General features: G+C 71.2%; 19 protein-coding genes, 1 pseudogene and 1 riboswitch. Of the genes and pseudogenes, 12 read left to right on the top strand and 8 right to left on the bottom strand.

All coding sequences use genetic code 11. The features are described from left to right. The first annotated feature begins 38 nt into the window (after positions 1–38). Positions 39–1,208, top strand: a complete 1,170-nt coding sequence (locus ACIQM3_RS17430; protein ID WP_401624728.1) for a hypothetical protein — start codon at positions 39–41, stop codon at positions 1,206–1,208. Between the two features lie 23 nt (positions 1,209–1,231). Here the strand turns inward: ACIQM3_RS17430 and ACIQM3_RS17425 are convergent, their stop codons facing one another. From ACIQM3_RS17425 to ACIQM3_RS17415, 3 genes are read right to left on the bottom strand one after another with little or no spacing between them, the layout of a single operon-like run. Next, positions 1,232–1,792: a universal stress protein gene (locus ACIQM3_RS17425; RefSeq protein ID WP_401624726.1), complete on the bottom strand. Its 561-nt coding sequence runs from the start codon at positions 1,790–1,792 to the stop codon at positions 1,232–1,234. 3 nt (positions 1,793–1,795) lie between these two features. Next, positions 1,796–3,163 (bottom strand): diaminopimelate decarboxylase, encoded by a 1,368-nt coding sequence (lysA, locus tag ACIQM3_RS17420; protein WP_401624725.1) that lies wholly within the window; start codon positions 3,161–3,163, stop codon positions 1,796–1,798. A 17-nt stretch (positions 3,164–3,180) separates the two neighbouring features. Then, complete coding sequence (locus tag ACIQM3_RS17415) at positions 3,181–3,579, bottom strand: SAV_915 family protein (protein WP_401624723.1); 399 nt, start codon at positions 3,577–3,579, stop codon at positions 3,181–3,183. Positions 3,580–3,972: 393 nt separating this feature from the next. Between ACIQM3_RS17415 and ACIQM3_RS17410 the strand changes: the two genes are divergently transcribed. The 4 genes from ACIQM3_RS17410 (at position 3,973) to ACIQM3_RS17395 (ending at position 7,263) form a co-directional block, all read left to right on the top strand. Then, positions 3,973–4,491, top strand: coding sequence for a YlcI/YnfO family protein (locus ACIQM3_RS17410; RefSeq protein ID WP_401624721.1), 519 nt, complete (start codon positions 3,973–3,975; stop codon positions 4,489–4,491). Between the two features lie 81 nt (positions 4,492–4,572). Then, a complete protein-coding gene (locus tag ACIQM3_RS17405) occupies positions 4,573–5,415 on the top strand; it encodes a DUF4097 family beta strand repeat-containing protein (RefSeq protein ID WP_401624719.1) in 843 nt (280 codons plus the stop codon). Positions 5,416–5,479: 64 nt separating this feature from the next. Further along, positions 5,480–6,481: an ATP-binding cassette domain-containing protein gene (locus ACIQM3_RS17400; RefSeq protein ID WP_401624717.1), complete on the top strand. Its 1,002-nt coding sequence runs from the start codon at positions 5,480–5,482 to the stop codon at positions 6,479–6,481. Beyond that, positions 6,478–7,263, top strand: coding sequence for an ABC transporter permease (locus ACIQM3_RS17395; protein WP_401624715.1), 786 nt, complete (start codon positions 6,478–6,480; stop codon positions 7,261–7,263). Before ACIQM3_RS17400 ends, ACIQM3_RS17395 begins: the two co-directional genes overlap by 4 nt. Positions 7,264–7,314: 51 nt before the next feature. Here the strand turns inward: ACIQM3_RS17395 and ACIQM3_RS17390 are convergent. The 4 genes and pseudogenes from ACIQM3_RS17390 to ACIQM3_RS17375 all read right to left on the bottom strand — a co-directional run. Further along, positions 7,315–7,446: pseudogene (locus ACIQM3_RS17390) on the bottom strand (lysine transporter LysE); the annotation flags it as partial. 118 nt (positions 7,447–7,564) lie between these two features. Next, positions 7,565–9,553, bottom strand: coding sequence for a beta-N-acetylglucosaminidase domain-containing protein (locus ACIQM3_RS17385; protein ID WP_401624713.1), 1,989 nt, complete (start codon positions 9,551–9,553; stop codon positions 7,565–7,567). A 228-nt stretch (positions 9,554–9,781) separates the two neighbouring features. Beyond that, on the bottom strand, positions 9,782–10,438 hold the full coding sequence (locus tag ACIQM3_RS17380; RefSeq protein ID WP_401624711.1) for a response regulator: 657 nt from the start codon (positions 10,436–10,438) through the stop codon (positions 9,782–9,784). Continuing rightward, entirely contained in the window at positions 10,435–11,628 is a 1,194-nt protein-coding gene (locus tag ACIQM3_RS17375) for a sensor histidine kinase (protein WP_401624709.1), read from the bottom strand. The genes ACIQM3_RS17380 and ACIQM3_RS17375 overlap by 4 nt, the downstream gene beginning before the upstream one ends. A 165-nt stretch (positions 11,629–11,793) precedes the next feature. Here ACIQM3_RS17375 and ACIQM3_RS17370 point away from each other — a divergent pair, with 165 nt between their 5' ends. The 7 genes from ACIQM3_RS17370 to ACIQM3_RS17340 all read left to right on the top strand — a co-directional run bounded on the left by ACIQM3_RS17370 (position 11,794) and on the right by ACIQM3_RS17340 (position 17,702). Further along, a complete protein-coding gene (locus ACIQM3_RS17370) occupies positions 11,794–12,777 on the top strand; it encodes an ABC transporter ATP-binding protein (protein WP_401624707.1) in 984 nt (327 codons plus the stop codon). Next, the gene (locus ACIQM3_RS17365; RefSeq protein ID WP_401624705.1) at positions 12,774–13,796 is read left to right on the top strand and encodes an ABC transporter permease; all 1,023 of its coding nucleotides are present in this window, start codon (positions 12,774–12,776) and stop codon (positions 13,794–13,796) included. Before ACIQM3_RS17370 ends, ACIQM3_RS17365 begins: the two co-directional genes overlap by 4 nt. A gap of 121 nt (positions 13,797–13,917) precedes the next feature. Next, positions 13,918–14,721, top strand: a complete 804-nt coding sequence (locus ACIQM3_RS17360; protein ID WP_401626435.1) for a class I SAM-dependent methyltransferase — start codon at positions 13,918–13,920, stop codon at positions 14,719–14,721. A gap of 55 nt (positions 14,722–14,776) precedes the next feature. Then, positions 14,777–14,982, top strand: a riboswitch (cobalamin riboswitch). A 29-nt stretch (positions 14,983–15,011) separates the two neighbouring features. Next, positions 15,012–15,722, top strand: a complete 711-nt coding sequence (locus tag ACIQM3_RS17355) for an energy-coupling factor ABC transporter permease (RefSeq protein ID WP_401624703.1) — start codon at positions 15,012–15,014, stop codon at positions 15,720–15,722. Continuing rightward, the gene (locus ACIQM3_RS17350) at positions 15,719–16,075 is read left to right on the top strand and encodes an energy-coupling factor ABC transporter substrate-binding protein (RefSeq protein ID WP_401624701.1); all 357 of its coding nucleotides are present in this window, start codon (positions 15,719–15,721) and stop codon (positions 16,073–16,075) included. Before ACIQM3_RS17355 ends, ACIQM3_RS17350 begins: the two co-directional genes overlap by 4 nt. A 5-nt stretch (positions 16,076–16,080) precedes the next feature. Beyond that, positions 16,081–16,830 (top strand): cobalt ECF transporter T component CbiQ, encoded by a 750-nt coding sequence (gene cbiQ / locus ACIQM3_RS17345; protein ID WP_401624699.1) that lies wholly within the window; start codon positions 16,081–16,083, stop codon positions 16,828–16,830. Next, a complete protein-coding gene (locus tag ACIQM3_RS17340; protein ID WP_401624697.1) occupies positions 16,827–17,702 on the top strand; it encodes an energy-coupling factor ABC transporter ATP-binding protein in 876 nt (291 codons plus the stop codon). Before cbiQ ends, ACIQM3_RS17340 begins: the two co-directional genes overlap by 4 nt. Here the strand turns inward: ACIQM3_RS17340 and ACIQM3_RS17335 are convergent. Continuing rightward, positions 17,695–19,317, bottom strand: a complete 1,623-nt coding sequence (locus ACIQM3_RS17335) for a VWA domain-containing protein (RefSeq protein WP_401624695.1) — start codon at positions 19,315–19,317, stop codon at positions 17,695–17,697. The two genes, ACIQM3_RS17340 and ACIQM3_RS17335, sit on opposite strands and share 8 nt — an antisense overlap. Between the last annotated feature and the right edge of the window lie 13 nt (positions 19,318–19,330).

The following is a 19,330-nucleotide window of genomic DNA, read 5'->3' as shown; positions in this document are numbered from 1 at the left end:
TTGGAGCAAGTCCCACGTTCCCGTGGAAAGGAAACCGCGTGCGCAGCAAGCTCCGGATGTTCCGAACCGTACTCGTCGCCGGGATAGGTGTCCCGGCCCTCCTCCTCGTCGCCCCCTCCCCCGGCATCGCCGCCGGGAGCGACCACGCCGGCCGGCCGCCCGGGCTGCCTTCCTACGTCTACGGCGGCGCGTGGCCGACCAGCCATCTGCAGGGCGTGACCGTGGACCGCAGACGCGGCTTCGTCTACTGGTCGTTCACCCAGCGGCTGGTCAAGACCGACCTCGCCGGCAAGGTCCTCGGGACCGTCGAGGGCCTCACCGGCCACCTCGGTGACATCGACGTCGACGACCGGGACGGCAGGGTCTACGGATCGCTCGAGTACAAGGCGGCGGAGTCGTTCTACATCGCCGTGTTCGACGCTCAGGAGATCGACCGGGTCGGGATGGACGCGGAGCGGGACGGCGTCATGACCGCGGTCCATCTCGACGAGGTGGCCGAGGACTTCACGGCCGACATGGACGGCAACGGCGTCTTCGACGGCGACACCGCCGACACCCTCGACCACCGCTACGGGTGCAGCGGGATCGACGGGGTGTCGTTCGGCCCCGAGTTCGGCAAGCGGGGCGGCAGACAGACGCTGAAGGTCGCGTACGGCGTCTACTCCCACACCGGCCGGACCGACAACGACCACCAGGTGATCCTGCAGTACGACATCAGCACCTGGGGCAGGTACGCACGACCGCTCTCCCAGGACGCCCCGCACCACAGCGGCCCCCGGCACCATGACGGCAAGTTCTTCGTCCGCACCGGCAACACCACCTACGGCGTGCAGAACCTGCAGTACGACCCGTACACCAGGAACTGGATCATGGCGGTCTACAAGGGCAGGAAGGAGGGCTTCCCGAACTACTCGGTCTTCACGGTCGACGGCTCCGCCGAGCCCGTGCGCGGAGAGATCGTGGGACAGCCCACGCGGGAGACCGGCGACCTCCTCACCCTCCGCGAGGCCGGCCTGCGCGACGAGGCGACCGGCATCCGCGGCTGGGAGTTCCACGGCAGTTACGGGTTCGACGCGCTGGGCGACGGCCGCTATTACGTCGCGGAGGGCCGGGCCGTGGAGAAGGACGGCGTCGTCGAGCAGGAGGGCGAGATCCGTCTGCACCGCTGGACGGGCGAAACCCCGGGCCCCTTCGAGCCACTCGGCTGAGGCCCGCCTTCCCGCGCGGCGGGTCAAGTCGTGTTCTCCCTGCCTGTGCTCCGGGGAACCGGGCCTGTCAGCTCCCGGGCGTCCAGCGGCAGCCGCCAGGTGATGCTCCGCCGCACGGTGCCGAGCTCCCTCTCCAGTGGTGAAGGAGGAACGGCCAGCACCGCACACGACGCGTGTGCCAGACAGTAACGCGAGACGGACGGCCACAGTGCGCGGTGCCATCGGCGCGGTCCCCTCCCGACAACCAGGAGGTCGTCGTCCCGGGCGGCGACCTCCACCAGCACCCGCCCCGCTGGACCACGCACGGTCAAGGGCCGCACCGGGACATCGGGGCCGGCGCTGCCGAACGCGGCGTCAAGCGCGTCGAGCAGCTGCTCCCCCGCCGATCTGCGGAATTCGGCCGACTGCGGCGGACCGGAGAGACCGCCGTGCCCGGGTCCGCCGCCGGGCGGCTCCCAGGCCAGCACGGCCCACAACTCGCACCCGCCGCTGCGGGCTTCGGCCGCGGCACGGCGCAGGGGTGCGAGGTTCGACTGCGCGTGGCTCACGCCGACCACAACGCGTCGGCCAGCACTATCTTCCATGGTTCACAGCCCGATGTCGCGGCCGTTGATGTCGGCCAGGGATTCGCGGCGTACCAGGATGCGCGCGCGGCCTTCGTGGACGGCGACCACCGGGGGACGCCCGACCGCGTTGTAGCTGGACGCCATGGAGAGGTGGTAGGCGCCGGCGACCGGGACGGCCAGGAGGTCGCCCGGGTGGATGTCGCCGGGCACGGCCGCGTCGGCGGCGAGCACATCGCCGGCCTCGCAGTGCCGTCCGACGACGGTCGCCGTACAGGGCTCGGCGGTGGACCGGCGGCCGATGAGCCGGGGTGCGTAGCGGGATCCGTACAGGGCGGGCCGCGGGTTGTCGCTCATTCCGCCGTCCACGGCCACGAAGAGGCTGTCACCCGTCCTCTTCACGGTGAGGACCCTGTAGAGCGCGACTCCTGCGGGGCCGGTTACCGCGCGGCCGGGCTCGATGGTGAGCCGGGGCACGGGTATACCGGCCGCCGCGCAGCTCGACGCCAGCTCGCGGCGGATGCGCGCGCCGAGCGCCGCGATGTCGAGGGAGGTCTCCCCCGGCCGGTAGGCGACGCCGTGTCCGCCTCCCATGTCCAGCTCTGGCAGGGCGACTCCGTGCTGGTGGCTGATCTGGGCGAGCAGCCCGACCATCCGCCGGAGCGCGGTCAGGTAGGGCTTGACGGTGCTGATCTGCGAACCGATGTGACAGTGAAGTCCGACCAGGTCCAGACGCGGCTGACCGAGTATGCGGGCGATGGCGTGCTGGGCACTCCCGTCGGTGAGGGAGAGTCCGAACTTCTGATCGTCCGTGCCGGTACGGATCGCCGCGTGACCGCCGGCGCTCACACCGGGGACCACGCGCACCAGCACCTTCTGGCGGGCGCCGTCCGGAACGAGCGCGGACAGCCGGGCGATCTCCCACGCGCTGTCGATGACGATCCTTCCGACACCCAGGCGCAGTGCGGTGCTCAGGTCGTCCGGGCTCTTGGCGTTGCCGTGCATCACGATGCGCTCGGGAGGGAAGCCGTTGGTGACGGCGAGCTCCAACTCGCCCGCGGAGCAGACGTCCAGGCCGAGGCCCTCCTCCCGTACCCAGTGCAGGAGGGCACGGCACAGGAACGCCTTGGCCGCGTAGACGACGTCGGTGTCCGGGAAGGCACGCACGTAGGCGCGGCAGCGGTCCCGTACCTCCCCCTCGTCCAGGAGATAGACCGGAGTGCCGAACCGCTCGGCGGCCTCCACGAGGGAGACGCCGCCCACCGCGACATCGCCCCGGGCGGAGAGTCGCGCCGAAGCGGGCCAGACGGACAGACTCGCGGCGTTGCCTGCCGGGGCGGGAGCGGCCTGCGGTGTGGCCGCGGACGGCAGTCCGGGCAGTGTGGTGGTCATGGTGTTCCCCCAGCGGGTCAAGAGGTGGACGCAGGAGACAGTGGCCGCGCCGCGACCGGGCGGAGCGGGTCGGCCGGGCACGGGTCCCCGGCCGGACGGCGGGTCAACCCGGCGGTGGACACGTCACGGGGCCCTGGGGCTGCGAGCAGCGGGTCGACGACGAGGTCGACGATTCCCAGAGGCGCGACGAGAGCGCGTACAGCGGGCTCGGAGAGCCGGATCCAGGTCTGCCGCCGCCCCAGGGTGAGCGTCAGCCGTCGCTCGTCGGTGAACGCGACTGCGGTACGGACACCGAGGGGCGTACGGAAGAGGCGGGCGCAGCAGCCGGCGGGCCCCTGCCGGACCGGGACGAACAACACCCCGGTCCGGGACGGTTGAAGGGGGTCGGGATCCTCGACGCCTCGGCTGTCGTTCATGGCACTCCTCATGGAGACGGGCACATCCCCGGACCGCTGGGCCGGGGGCTTTTCGATGACGCTATGCCCGCGCCCGGCGGGTCGGCGGTATCCGTTAGCGGACCCTTGACTCCGCACGCCCGACCCTTGACGCGCCGTTGACGAAGCCTCCCGGTCCTGGCCATCGCGGCGCGTGCGCCCCGATCGATCTGACACCCTCTGGCGCCGAGTGGTGCCACCAGGTGCCACTTGACGCCATCCGTCATGCATACACAGCATGGCGCCACAGCGTCCCCCACGGGCGCCACGGACGCCAGAGCATTCTCGCAGGTCAGCACAGTTTGGGCGGCGAGCAGGTCGGGTGCCACCGCCACCCCCTTGCGCTTGGCGCCATCATGGTGCCATCATGGCGTCATGGACCTCACCCCGTACGTCGACACCATCCGCCGCGACCTGGCGGTGGCCGCCGAAGCCGGCGGCGACGAAGCCCGCGAGCTGGCAGAGAGGCTCACCGCTCCCCTGGAGTCGGCGATCCGGCTGACCATGCTCAACGTGCTTTCCGCCGCGATGGACGAGATCACCCGCGAACTCGCCCCCGGCTCGGTCGACGTACGGCTGCGCGGGCTCGACCCCGACTTCGTGGTGACGACGCCACCCGGCGACGGCGGCGCTTCCGCGGGGCCGGCCGCACCGTTCGAGACCTCCGGGCCCCCGGCCGGGGCCGACAGCGACGAGGGCGGCACCGCCCGCGTCAACCTGCGCCTCCCGGCCCACCTCAAGACCCGCGCGGAGGAGGCGGCCGCCCGCGAGGGCCTGTCGGTCAACGCGTGGGTGGTCCGCGCCGTGTCGGCTGCGGCCGACGGTGGTGCCCAGCCGCGCACGACGGAGAAGACCCGGACCGTCGGACAGAGCTTCACGGGCTGGGTGCGCTGAGCGCCCCCTGACCGCACCGCTTCACCCACACCACGTCCCACCAGCGGGGACGCCCTGAAGACCCAAGAGGACGGGACAGCCATGCCTTCTTTCGACACCCCCGAATCGATCTCTGTCTCCGCACACGTGGAGGCGGGTTCCATCCAGTTCACCGCGGGCGACCGCCTCGACACTGTGGTCGCGATCCTGCCCCGTGACCCGAAGAAGGACATGGACGTGCGGACGGCGGACCAGACCGAGATCACGTACGCCGGCGGCACACTGACGGTCAGGACGCCCAAGACCAATCTGCTCGGCCGCACCGGCACCGTGGATGTGACCGTCGAACTGCCGACGGGCTCGCGCATCGACATGACCGGTGCCTGGGCCCAGGTGCTGGGCGAGGGCCGGCTCGGTGAGGTCCGGGTGAAGACCTCGTCCGGAGACGTCCGCCTCGACACGACCGGCCCCCTGTGGCTCAAGGCCTCCCACGGTTCGATCAGCGTGGACCGGGTCGAGGGCCTGGCCGAGATCACCACCAGCTCGGGCAGCCTGCGCGTCGGCCTCGTCGACGGCCCCGCCGTCCTGAAGAACTCGCACGGCACCACGACCGTCGACGCCGTGACCGGCGAAGTCCGGGTGAGCGGCGCCAACGGCGACATCGAGATCCGGCGCGCCGAGGACTCGGTCACCGCCACCACCGCCCACGGCACCCTCCGCGTGGGCGAGGTGGTGCGCGGCACAGCCCAGCTGGAGACGAACTACGGCGCCATCGACATCGGGGTCCGCGCGGGCACGGCCGCCTGGCTCGACGTCAACTCGGGCTCGGGCCAGGTTCGTAACGCGCTCACCGCGTCCGACGCGCCGGAGGAGACCGAGGACACCGTCAAGATCCGCGCCCGCACCCGGCACGGGAACATCGACATCCGCCGCGCCAAGGCCTGAACACCCGCCCCGCCGGCTCGCCCACCACACCCCAGCCACTTCACCCCCCGAAGGGGAGGGCTCCATGCCTTCATCTGTCATGCCCACGATCGGTCGGCCCGGTGGTCAGCGGCCGCCCGCCGCCATCTCCGCCGTCGGTCTGCGCAAGTCCTACGGGGACAAGACCGTCCTCGACGGCATCGACCTGCACATCCCGGCCGGCTCGGTCTTCGCTCTGCTCGGCCCGAACGGCGCGGGCAAGACCACCGCCGTGAAGATCCTCTCCACGCTCATCACCGCAGACGGCGGGCAGGCGCAGGTCGCGGGCCACGACCTCGCCGCGGACCCGCAGGCGGTGCGGGCCGCGATCGGTGTCACCGGGCAGTTCTCGGCGGTCGACGGTCTGATCACCGGCGAGGAGAACATGCTCCTCATGGCCGACCTGCACCACCTCTCCCGCAGCGAGGGAAGGCGCGTCACCGCCGAACTCCTGGAGCGCTTCGACCTGGTCGAGGCGGCGAAGAAGCCCGCCCAGAGCTACTCGGGCGGTATGAAGCGCCGCCTGGACATCGCCATGACCCTGGTCGGGGGCCCGAGAATCATCTTCCTCGACGAACCGACCACCGGTCTCGACCCCCGCAGCCGCCACAACATGTGGGGCATCATCCGCGAACTCGTCTCCGACGGCGTCACCGTCTTCCTCACCACCCAGTACCTGGAGGAGACCGACGAACTCGCCGACCGCATCGCCGTGCTCCACGACGGCAGGCTCGCCGCCGAGGGCAGCGCCGACGAGCTCAAGCGGATGATCCCCGGCGGACACATCCGGCTCCGCTTCACCGACCCCGCCGCGTACCGTTCCGCCGCCTCCAGCCTGGGCGAGGTCACCAGGGACGACGAGGCACTCGCCCTGCAGATCCCCAGCGACGGCACCCAGCGCGAACTGCGCGCCGTCCTCGACCGGCTGGACTCGGCCGGCATCGAGGCGGACGAACTCACCGTGCACACCCCCGACCTCGACGACGTCTTCTTCGCGCTCACCGCCGGCACCGCCATCCCCGACCAGCCCAAGGAGAACGTCCGATGAGCAGCCTCTCCCTCACCGTGCGCGACTCGTCCACCATGCTGCGCCGCAACCTGCTGCACGCGAGGCGCTACCCCTCCCTCACCCTCAACCTCCTGCTCACCCCGGTCATGCTCCTCCTGCTCTTCGTCTACATCTTCGGAGACGCCATGAGCGCGGGCATCGGCGGCGGCGACCGTTCCGACTACATCGCCTACATCGTCCCCGGCATCCTCTTGATGACGGTCGGCTCCACCACGGTCGGCACCGCCGTCTCCGTCTCCACCGACATGACCGAGGGCATCATCGCCCGCTTCCGCACCATGGCCATCCACCGGCAGTCGGTGCTCATCGGGCACGTCGCCGGCAGCGTGCTGCAGTGTGTGATGAGTGTGGTCTTCGTCGGCGCCGTCGGGGTGGCCATCGGATTCCGGTCCACGGATGCCACGGCCATGGAGTGGCTGGCGGCGTTCGGGCTGCTCGCGATGTTCGCCCTGGCGCTCACCTGGATCGCGGTCGGCATGGGGCTGGTCAGCCCGAACGCCGAGGCGGCCGGCAACAACGCCATGCCTCTCGTCTTCCTGCCGCTCATCTCCAGCACCTTCGTGCCGGTCGAATCCATGCCGGGCTGGTTCCGGCCCATCGCCGAGTACCAGCCCTTCACCCCCGCCATCGAGACCCTGCGAGGACTCCTCCTCGGCACCGAGATCGGCCACAACGGGTGGCTCGCGGCCGGGTGGTGCCTGGCGCTCACGGTCCTCGGTTACCGCTGGTCCAAGGCGCAGTTCGACCGCGACGCGAAGTAACCGGCCTGCGGTCCGGACCGCCTCCCGCGAGCGATGTCATCGCCGCGGGAGTCAGTCCTTGCGCCCGGTGGTGGCCACGGTGACGCCGAGGCCGATCATCGCGAGGCCGCCGACTCCGCCGACCAGGGAGAGCCGCTGGGGCGAACGGGCGAACTGGTCCCGCGCGGTGGCCGCGACCAGCCCCCTCCCAGGCGCAGTCGGAGACCACCGCGATGACGTCGCCGTCCATCAGGCCGTCGTTGACATGGCCGGGGGCGAGGCGGTCGAGGTCCTGCTCCACGCTGGATGCGGATGCCGTTCCTTAAGGGCCCCAGAGCCGCAACCGGACACCGGCCTGGGCGAGGAAGGTGTCGAGCACTCCGTCACCGACCTTGGGCTGGACCTTCCCCCAGGAGTTGCGCGGCGGATCGACCCGTACGGCGCGGGCCCGCTGCTGGAGCTCCTCGGACTGGGCCAGCAGCCGGCCGGAGGTCTCCTCGTCCCCTGCCTGCCGCGCCTGGAGTGCGTCGATCATCGTCACCATCGCCTTGCCCCACAGCTCGGTCGCGTCCAGCCAGGGTGCCGCGTCGACAGTGAATCCCTCCTCCACAAATCCGTCGCGGATCGTGGCCGGGGACCGCTCGACTGCGGTCGCGTAGGTGCGCAGGGCCTTGACGGCGCCGGTGCGGTCCCCCTCGTCCCATGCCTTCCAGAACTCCGCTGTACGCCGCGCGAGTTCCGGCGCCTGGGGCTGCCAGGGAGTGCTGCCGAAGGTCGGGGCCATGTGTTCGAGGTCGCCGAGAACGAGCAGGGCCTCGGTGGCCTCGCGGTCGCCACCCGCGAGGTAGGACATGGCGTTACGCCAGTTCCTGTCCGCGTCGTACGCCCGGTCGTTCCAGGTGAAGTCGGCGGCCCCGAAGACGGCCACCTTGCTCGCGTACGGCTGGTTCATGGGGTTGGCCACGATGCCGGAGATGTGCTCGGACAGACCTGCCTCGCGCTTGTCGTACGGTGCGAGCAGCAGCCGTCCGCTGGTGTTGCCGAAGTCGTTGACCGGATAGTTGTCCCACACGAAGACCTTGCGGCCGAACGCCTTTGCCGCCTGCTCCGCCTCCTCGTCGGTGATCTGTGCGGGAACGACGCCCACGCCGGTCCACATCACCTCGACGGCGGGGTCCAGCGTGTCCCGTATCGCCTGCTTGTAGGCCGTGTCGGAGAGGTCCGAGTACTCGGTGGGCACCATCTGCAAGGGCCACGTGCCCTCGTGGGTCGCGATGAAGGTGCGCTGTACGTCGTTGAGCAGGTCGACCTGGGCCTTTCCGGCCGCTCCTCTGCCCGGCTCGCCGTACGCCTCCCGGTCACCCTCGCAGTTCCAGCTTGCGTAGTCGATGTCGTCGAGAGGGAGGGAGAAGGCGCGGGTCCCGAGGTCGTACAGGGCCTGGAGCTTGTCCTTGAGCGCCTTGCGGTCGGCGGGGTCGGAGTAGCAGATCGACTCCCCGGGGGAGACGGCGAAGGTGAAGCGGACATGGTTCGCCGTGGCCCGCCGCACCAGCTCGCCCAGCTCCGCCAGCTTGTCGGCGGGATAGGGCTCGCGCCACTCACCCCGGTGGTAGGGGTCGTCCTTGGGCGCGTATATGTACGTGTTCGCCTTGACGTCCCCGTAGAAGTCCATCTGGTCGAGGCGTTCGGCGGGTGTCCAGGGCTGGCCGTAGAAGCCCTCGATGGTGCCCCGCAGCGGCATCGACGGGAAGTCGCTGACGCGTACACCGGACACCTTCCAGCCGTGGTGTCCGGAGCGGACGAACAACTGGCGCAGGGTCTGCACGGCGTAGAACTGCCCGGCGGCGTCCTTGCCGCCGAGGGTGACCCGGGAGCCCTGTCCGGTCCGCGAGACGCGCAGAGCGTAGCCCTCCGCGTGGTCCGGTACCGCCGTGCCTCCGAGTCCCGCCGCGATGTCGGAGCGCGCGACCGGGCCCAGCCGTACGGTGAGCAGTCCGGCGGCGGCCTGGGGAACCTTTCCGGGAGCGACGATGTCCACCCAGTGGGCGCCGTGTGCCTTCAGCTCGCGGACGAGGCGGTCACGAGCAGCCGCGTCCGTGTCCTTGTCCGCCACCACGAGCACCCTGCCCGTCACGACGGCGTCCCCGCCCGCCCGGGCGAGGGACTGCGGGGCGGGCGAGACCGACGGCACCGCCGCGGCCCCACGGGGGACGGCATCGGTGGCGGCCGCCGGGAGCGCGTCGAGCGCCATGGTGCTTGCGAGTGCGAAGCACACACCGAGCACCGTGGTGGCCTTCAGGTTTCTTCCCATGAGCTCTCCAAGCATGGTCTAGACCATCAAATGCCCTTGCTCCCATGGATGGTGCGGTGCCGGGAGCCGAGAGGTAAGACGTATGGGGTCTAGACCTCTTCGTCGCTCCCCTTTACTCTGGCCAACACAGCCCGCCGGAGGCTATCTCCCTGGCATGCCCCGCTCACGGCGACGCGACACGCAGGCCTGCGCCGCGGTGGAGCCGGTCCGGCGCCATGCGGGTCGGGCCTACTGTCGCCCGTCGACCAGGCCGGATTCCCAGGCCCAGGCGGCGATCTCCACACGGTTGCGGGCGGACAGCTTGATCTGGACGTTGGCGAGGTGCGTCTTCACCGTGCCCACCGAGATGGACAGTTCGACGGCGATCTCGGCGTTGGTCAGTCCTCTGGCCACCAGACGCACCAGGTCCTTCTCCCGTGCGGAGAGCGCGGTGTGCGGCTCCCGGGGCGCGGGCGCCGCGCTGTTGAGGCGCCGCAGCAGCCGTACGGTGATGGCCGGGCTCACCAGCGCCTCGCCGGAGGCGGCCGCCCTGATGGCCTCCACCAGCAGGGCAGGGCCCGAGTCCTTGATCAGGAAGCCGGAGGCCCCCTCACCCAGGGCACGCTGGACGTACTCGTCGTCGTCGAACGTCGTGACCACGACGACCTTCGGCGGATCCACCGTGCCGGGGCGGGTCAGCCTGCGCAGCGCCTCCAGGCCGTCCATGCGGGGCATACGGATGTCCATCAGCACCACGTCGGGCCGGTGGCGCTCGGCGAGCTCCACCGCGAACACCCCGTCCGAGGCCTCCGCCACGACGTCGATGTCGTCCTCCGCGGCGAGGATCATCGCGAACCCTGCACGGACCATCGCCTGGTCGTCGGCGATCAGCACACGGATCGTCATCGGACCGCCACCCCTGCCGCGGACAAGGGAAGGGTCGCCTCGACACCCCAGCCGCCCGCCGTCACCGGGCCCGCCTGGACACTTCCGCCGATCAGGCCCACCCGCTCGGCCAGGCCCTTCAGCCCGAAGCCGCTCTGCGAGACGTGGCGCGGCCGTCCGTCGTCACTGACCCGCACGGTGACCTGGCCTCCCGAGCGGTCCACGCGCACCCGCACCTCGGTGCATCCATGGGCGTGTTTACGTACGTTGGTGAGGGCCTCCATCACCACCCGGTGCGCGGTGGTGGTCACCTCCACCGGCAGGTCGTCGAAGGTGCCTTCCAGATCGAGCCGGGCCCGCGCCCCGCCGACGGCCGAGAACTCCTCGACCAGCGAACGCACTTCGCCGATACCCGCCAGAGGTGTCAGCGCCACTTCCCCGTCGGCGTCCCGGAGCATCCCCACCATGTGCCGCATGGAGGTCAGCGCCTCCGAGCCCGCCTGTTCGATCCGCTGCAGCGCGGGCGGCACCAGTTCGGGTCGCCGGTCCGCGATCGCATGGGCTCCCTGCGCCTGGACGACGATGCCGGTCACGTGGTGGGCGACGAAGTCGTGCAGGTCCCTGGCGAACTCCGTCCGCTGCTCCAGTTTGAGAGCCGCCGCCTGACGCCGCCGGTCCACGAGGAGCAGACGCGTCCCGAGGCCGATGCTCAGCACCGTGAGCGCTGCCAGGGCGTAGATCAACGCGAAGATGGTCGTGGACTGCTTGAGCTGGACCGACACCGGTCGCAGCACGATCGCCAGGTACAGCAGGGGAACAGCCACCGCCGCCCACGACGGCTTCCCCCGCCGGGCGACGACCAGGAGGATGCACACCAGAGCCGCCGGTTCGGCGTATCCCAGCGCCTGCGCCCCGACCCTCATCTCCATGTGCAGCAGCGCCGAGAGACACAGCGACATGACCGCCAGTGTGCAGCCGGCTGCCGGCAGCGCCCGGCTGCCGAGCCGGGGCGAGGCGACGACCAGAGCGATGGCCAGCAGGGCGCCACCCAGCTTGGCGGGGCCCAGCACGGAGCCGTCCCCGAGCCGGTAGAAATCGCCGCCCACCCAGTCCAGCACGACGAGGCCGGCCAGGGCCACGACCAGAACCAGCCGGACCGTGACAAGCAGCTGCGGATGGTCCTTCCCCCGTGTGGCTGTGGGTGCGGCCAACCTCTCCAGCATCTCTCTCACCGTCCTCCCGCCGACCGGCCGAAAGTCGGAGTCGGCCGCGAATGATCTGTCTTTCGCCCGATCCGCCGCAGGCCACGGCGGAGAAGAGTGGTGTCCACCCGGGCGGCGTGTCATAGCCGACCCTCCCACACGCACAGGAGTCACATGAACCACGCAGAGGTGCACCACGGAAGCGGGCCGGGGTTCGGGCGCCCCGTCGGCGCGGCTGCGATCGAGGCCCATGGGCTCGGCAAGCAGTACCGGCGCGGCTGGGCGCTGCGGGACGTCTCCTTCCGGCTGCCTGCGGGGCGGGTCTGTGGCCTTGTCGGCCCGAACGGCGCCGGCAAGAGCACCCTGATGGGCCTGGCCACCAACATGATCCGGCCGACGGCCGGCGCCCTGCGGGTGTTCGGCGCGGCGCCGGGATCGACGGAAGCCGTCCTGCGGACCGCGTTCCTGACCCAGGAGAAGCCGCTGTTCCGGCGCTTCACCGTCGCGGAGACCCTGCGACTGGGCCGCGAGTTCAATCCCTGCTGGGACCAGGAGGTCGCCGAGGGCATCGTCCGCGCGGGTCAGGTGCCGCTGAAGGCGAAGGTCGGCACCCTGTCCGGGGGGCAGCGCACCCGCGTCGCCTTCGCCCTGGCTTTCGGGAAGCGTCCTGATCTGCTCATCCTCGACGAGCCGATGGCGGATCTGGACCCGCTGGTCCGCCGCGAGCTCATGGCCACCCTGACGGCGGAGGCCGCCCAGCACGGCACCACGGTGCTGGTCTCCTCGCACATGCTCGCCGAGCTGGAGCACATCTGCGACTACCTCCTCGTCATCGCGAACGGCGGTCTGCGCCTCGCGGGCGAGGTGGACGAACTGCTCGCAGCACACGCGCTGTTCGCCGTCTCCGGGGGCGGCTCGTCCCCCGCACTCGCGCCGCACAGGGTCATCGAGTCCCGCAACGAGGGCCGGCCGGGCGTCCTGGTGCGCCTCGGCGGACCGGTCGAGTACGGCGGGCAGGCCGAGCCTCTCACCCTGGAGGAGCTTCTGCTCGCCTACCTGCGGTCACCCGACGCGCCCCCGCTGATCGCGCCCAGCGCGCGGGTCGGCGACATCCACGACATCATCACCCACGACCGGACGAAGGCTGTGACCGCATGACCACGCTCACTCACGACCCGGCCCGTACAGCGCCCACCAAACCGGCACGCAGCTACTGGATCCCCCGGCTCGGCGGTCCGGTCTGGCTCGTCTGGCGCCAGCACCGCGCCGCGTTCTGGACACTCATCGCCGCCATGCTCCTCGGCGTGCTCGTCATGGTCCATCTGCGCGGGCAGACGATGGACTTCCTGGCCGCCCAGGACCCGACCTCGCGGAGGTCGGGAGGGCTGCCCCCCGAGTTCGAGACCCACGTCGACCGTCTGCACAGCATCGGGAGCTACCTCAGTTACATCCCCGTTCTGGCCGGTGTCCTGCTCGGGGCTCCGCTCATCGCGGGCGACCTGGAGACCGGCACCGCCAAGCTGGTGACCTCGCAGTCCGTCAGCCGACTGCGGTGGCTCATCACCAAACTCGCCGTTCCCGCCGCGATGCTCGCTCTGTCGACCGGCGTGCTCACCGCCGTGCTCACCTGGTGGTGGAACCCGCTCAAGGGGCTTTCCGACGCCCTCATCTGGACCTCCTTCTTCAGCGTCACGGGGGTCGTACCGGTGGCCTACGCCCTGCTCACGTTCACCGTGGGCGTCGCGGTCGGCCTGCTCCTGCGCCGCACGCTGGTGTCGATGGTGGTCACGCTCGGCATCGTCGTGGCGATCGGCTTCGTCTGGGACGAACTCTGGCGGAGCCTCGGGCACATCATGTCGGTCAGCACCGACAAGGGCGTGGGGCCCGGTGCGGTACGGCCGGAGCTGCCCACCGAGGCTGAGCAGCAGGGACAGGGGACCTACTTCCTCACCAGCTCCGGAGACCGCCTGGACTGGACCACCTGCCTCGACCAGGTGGAGAACGACCGGGCGCACACCGCCTGCCTGGAGTCCAAGCACGTCATCGGCTGGTCCATGGACTACCTCCCCGTCTTCCAGATGCAGACGATGCAGTGGCTCGGAGCCGGCATCATGCTCGCCCTCGCTGCCGTCGTCGCCACCTTCGTCATCCTCTGGGGGCGCAAGCGGCTCCTGTGACCCGTGGCCCCCGGCCGGGGGCTCACCGCGCGGGTTTCGGCGACGCGCGTACCGGTTGGCGGGGAGCGGGCGCCGCGTGGTGGACTTCGTGTACGGACGGAGAGAGACGGTGGCGCAGGGCATGGCCGATCACGGTACGGACCGCGGGTATCTGCTGGACAACCGGCAGTCGGAGGCAGGCATCCGATTCGGTGCGCTCTCCGAGCTGTTCGATCCGGTGACGTTCCGGCACATCGACCGGATCGGCGTCACCCAGGGCATGCGCTGCTGGGAGGTCGGGGCGGGCGGCCCCTCCGTGCCCACAGGTCTTGCCGAGCGTGTCGGAGCCACGGGCCAGGTGGTCTGCACCGACATCGACGTGTCCTGGGCACGCGAAGCCGCCTCCGAAGTCGTCGAGGTCATGCGCCACGACGTCGCGGCCGATCCTCCGCCGCCGGGTGGCTTCGACCTGGTGCACGCCCGGCTGGTCCTGGTGCACGTCGTCGACCGCGCGGAGGCGCTGCGCCGCATGATCCAGGCGCTGCGTCCCGGTGGTGTGCTGCTCCTGGAGGATGCCGATCCGGGGCTGCAGCCTCTGCTGTGCCCGGACGAGTCGGGCCCCGAGCAGCGGCTCGCCAACCGTCTGCGCTCCGGGTTCCGGGAGCTCATGGCCGCACGCGGTGCCGATCTCGCGTACGGCCGGACACTGCCCCGGCTGCTGCGCGAAGGCGGCCTCGACGACGTACAGGCGGATGCCTACTTCCCGATCACCTCACCGGCCTGCACCGTTCTCGAGGCGGCGACGGTCCGGCAGATCCGTGGCCGGCTCGTGGCGGCGGGGATCGCGACCGACGAGGACATCGACCGCCACCTGTCCGCCGTCGCGACCGGACGACTCGACCTGGCGACGGCCCCCATGGTCTCCGCCTGGGGGCGCCGCCCGTAAAGGCGTGCACCGACACAGGCTTTCGTCCCCCGCCCTCGGTGACCTCAGGCCCGCTTGTCATCGTCAGCCACCTGGCACTACTGTCGCCACGCCTTGGTGAACGGGAAATCGGTGTGATGCCGGTGCGGCCCTCGCCACTGTGATCGGGAAGTCCGGCTCCGGCCCTCGCGGGCAGCCACTGGGTCCTTGTGACCCGGGAAGGCGGAGTTCGGGCGGTGGTACCCGTAAGCCAGGAGACCGGCCAAGGCACTTCAACCATCCACGAGGTGCTGGAGAGGGTCTGCTGAGCCATGCACATAGCCGAGGGTTTTCTGCCTCCGGCGCACGCGATCGCCTGGGGTGTCGCGTCCGCGCCGTTCGTCGTCCACGGAGTCCGGTCACTCACGCGTGAAGTCCGGGAGAACCCCGAGAGCACTCTGCTCCTGGGGGCTTCCGGGGCCTTCACGTTCGTTCTTTCCGCATTGAAGATCCCCTCCGTGACCGGGAGCTGCTCGCACCCCACGGGCACGGGGCTGGGGGCCATCCTGTTCCGCCCGCCGATCATGGCGGTCCTGGGCACCATCACCCTGCTGTTCCAAGCGCTCCTGCTCGCCCACGGCGGTCTGACCACGCTGGGTGCCAACGTCTTCTCGATGGCGATCGTCGGGCCCTGGGCGGGGTACGCGATCTACAGGCTGCTGCGCCGGTACGGCGTGCCGCTGATGGTGGGGGTGTTCTTCGGCGCGTTCGTCGCCGACCTGTCGACCTACTGCGTCACGAGCGTGCAGCTGGCGCTCGCCTTCCCGGACCCGAGCACCGGATTCCTGGGCGCGCTCGGCAAGTTCGGCTCCATCTTCGCCGTCACCCAGATCCCGCTGGCGGTGAGCGAGGGGCTCCTGACCGTTCTGGTCATGCGGCTCCTCGTGCAGTCCAGCAAGGGAGACCTGACCCGGCTCGGCGTGTTCCTCGCCGGCAGGCGGGACCGGACCAGGACGGCCGAGCCCGAGGCGGTGGCCCGATGAACAAGAACACGAAGATCAACGCCCTTCTGCTGCTCGTCGTGGCCGCGCTGGCCGTCCTGCCGCTGGCCCTAGGCCTCGGCGACGACGAGAAGGAGCCGTTCGCGGGCGCGGACGCCCAGGCCGAGACGGCGATCACCGAGATCGATCCCGATTACGAACCCTGGTTCTCCCCGCTGTACGAACCGCCGTCCGGCGAGATCGAGTCGGCGCTGTTCGCCCTCCAGGCCGCGTTGGGCGCGGGCGTCCTCGCCTACTACTTCGGCCTGCGACGTGGGCGCCGTCAGGGCGAGCTGCGTGCGAGCGCGCAGCAGGACGGCGGAGACGCCGGGGAACCCGCGGCCCGGGGGAACTGAGGCTCGTGCTGCCGATCGACGCGGCGGCGCACAGCAGTCGCTGGCGCCGCCGCCATCCCGTGGACAAAGCCGTACTCGGTCTGGGACTCACGGTTCTGGCGATCTCGCTGCCGCCGTGGCCCGGAGCCGTACTGATACTCCTCACCGCCGTCACCGTGCTGCTCGGGCCGGCCGGTGTGCCCGCCCGCCAACTGTGGCGGGCCTACCGGGTTCCCCTGGGTTTCTGTGTCACCGGGGCGGCCACACTGCTCGTACAGGTCGGCGGGCCGGAAGGACTCGTGACCCTGGCCGACGGGGGTCCGGTCCGTGCCGGGGAGCTGCTGCTGCGCACCTCGGCGGCGTCGCTCGGGCTCCTGCTGTTCGCCTTCACCACCCCGATGTCCGACCTGCTGCCCCGCCTGGTCAAGGCGGGGGTGCCGGCGCCGGTGGTGGACGTCGCCCTGGTGACCTACCGCATGAGCTTCCTGCTCCTCGACTCGGTGCGCCGGATCCGGGAGGCCCAGGCGGCCCGGCTCGGACACACCACTCGGGCCGCCGCCTGGCGTTCGCTGGCGGGGCTGGGGGCCACCGCGTTCATCAGGGCCTTCGACCGCGCGGCACGGCTCCAGGCCGGGCTCGCCGGGCGCGGTTACGACGGGACCCTGCGCGTCCTGGTACCCGAGGCCCGTGTCTCCGGCCGGTTCGTAGCCGTGAGCGTCACTCTGCTCGCGGCCCTCACCGTGCTGACCCTCGTCCTGGAAAGGCCCCTTTCATGAGCGAATCCGTACTGCTCGCCCTGCGGGGCGCGTCCTTCGCGTACGAGGACGGCCCTGCCGTGCTCAGCGGCCTCGACTTCGAGGCGCGGGCGGGGCGTGCGCTCGCCCTGCTCGGCCGGAACGGCAGCGGGAAGACCACGCTGATGCGTCTGCTCAGTGGCGGGCTGCGCCCCGGCGAGGGGAAGTTGACGGTGGAGGGCCGCCCGGTCGCGTACGACAGGAAGGGCCTGACCCGGCTGCGTACGACGGTCCAGCTGGTGGTGCAGGACCCGGACGACCAGTTGTTCGCCGCGTCCGTCTCCCAGGACGTGTCGTTCGGACCACTGAACCTCGGGCTGTCCGACAGCGAGGTGCGGGCCCGGGTGGACGAGGCACTGGGCGCCCTCGACATCACAGCGCTGGCGGACCGGCCCACCCACCTGCTCTCGTACGGGCAGCGCAAACGGACAGCCATCGCGGGCGCGGTCGCGATGAAGCCCCGTGTGCTGATCCTCGACGAGCCCACCGCCGGGCTCGACCCGGACGGTCAGGAGCGGCTGCTCGCCACGCTGGGCGCCCTCCGGGAGAGCGGCACCACCGTCGTCATGGCCACCCACGACGTCGACCTGGCCCTGCGCTGGGCCGACGACGTCGCGCTTCTCACCCCCTCGGGTGTCCGCGCCGGGCCGGGGCCCGCGATGCTCGCCCGTACGGAACTCCTGGAGGAGGCGGGGCTGCGGCTGCCGTGGGGAATCGCGACCGCCCGGGTGCTGCGCGCCCACGGCCTGCTGGACGCGTCGGCGCCCGGCCCCCGCACCCCCGAGCAGCTCGCGGGCTTCACCTCGCCGACGACGGCGGGGGGCGGCCCTCCCGCCGGTGAGGGCGTCAGATGACGCGGAAGAGGTCTCCGGCGGCACGGACATCGGTGAGGTCCTCGATGCTGCGGAGGTTGTCGCACAGGGCGTCCAGGACCGTGCCGGGCCCCGCGGCCTGCGGGGCCCCGACGGCCACGCCGAAAGAGCGGAAGTCCAGCGTGTGCTTGGCATCGTTCCAGCTGCGCATCCACTGCTCGCTGACGTCGCACTCCCCGTCGGTGATCATCACGATGTCCCCGCGCCTGCGCCCGTCCGAGTTGAACTCCTCGTCCAGCAGTCTGACGGCCGCCGCGAGCGGGGTCCGGAACTCCGTACCGCCTCCGAAGAAGTGCTCGGCGAAGTCGAGGACTTCGGCGATGCCGGCCGGCTGGGAGCCCGGGAAGCGGCACACCTTCACGGAATCGGACGATGAGAACAGGATTCCGACGAAGTCGCGCCGCGCCCGGTGGGCCTGGTCCAGCAGCGCCAGGGCGCACGCCTTGGCCCACGCCTCCCGCGTGATCCCGCCGGGGCCGGACTCCAGCATCGAGTACGAGCAGTCGACGCACGCGATGACGGCGCCCTTCCCCGTGGACTGCTCGCCTCGGCTGTCGTAGAGCATCAGCCGCGACTCGGCGTACCTCGCGGCGAACACGCTCCTCATGGCCGGTACGCCGAGGTTGGCCAGCTCGGAGGGGATGACCCGGGAGAGGTCGTCGCCCAGCGTGATCCCGACCAGTTCACCCCGGCCCTGCTCGACCTTGCGGGCGCGTTCCCCGTCGGCCATCTGCCGGAACCGGCCGATGAGGTCCGCGAACCGCCCCAGCCGGCCCGAGCGCAGCCGCTCGGCGAGCCGGGCACGCCGGTCGAACGGCATCCGCTCCAGCTCGCCCGGCCCCACGCCCCACGCGCGCATCAGCTCGGCCTCCTCGCGGGACTGCCCGGCGGCCTTGCCCGAGGCGCTCCGTGCGGCCGCGCGGATACCGGGAGCCGCGGCGGCGAGTGCCTGCCCGGCCTCCTGGGCCGCTTGCCGCGCTGCGGCGTCGGCGGCCTCGGCCGTCTCGACGGCCCGCGTCAGGGCGTCGGCCGTGAGGTCCGGCACCGTGCCGTCCTCGTCCGCCTCCCCGCCGGCCTGTCGGAGCGCCCCGGTGACCGCGGCCGCCGCGCGGTCGGCCTCCTCCCGGGCGTTCTTCGCCCGCCGGGCCTGGTCCGCCGCCTCCTTGGCCAGTTCCAGCATCCGGCGCAGGGCGTCGGACTGGGCGAGCACGGCCATGGCGGCGGCGTAGGGGTCGCCGGACGTCTCGCGATGCAGCTCGGCGAACTCCGGGCTGCTCGTCACAGCCGCGACGACCTGGTGGTTGACCAACCGTGAAGGGTCCATCCCGGCCCGCTCGCGCACCTGAGGGTTGACCTTGTAGGCGGCCAGGAACACGTCCGCGAGCAGGTCCTCGGTGTGGTCGTAGCGCTCGTTCAGGTCCTTCGCGAGTCGCTGCAGTCCGGTGGCCTGGGTGTAGGTGTCGCGCCAGGCCATCGTGTCGAACCGGTCGGCGGCCACCGCGGCGTTCGCCTTCGGTTGCCGGGCGTCGGCGGCCGGCCCGAGCCACTTGCCTGCGCGGGCTGTCAGATCCGTGATTCCGCGGGGTGTCTCACCCATGATCGTGTCCCCC

The organism is Streptomyces sp. NPDC091271, from assembly GCF_044757505.1.
Lineage (GTDB): Bacteria > Actinomycetota > Actinomycetes > Streptomycetales > Streptomycetaceae > Streptomyces.
Note: the sequence above shows the minus strand (reverse complement) of the source record. Positions and strands in the feature narration are given on the sequence as shown.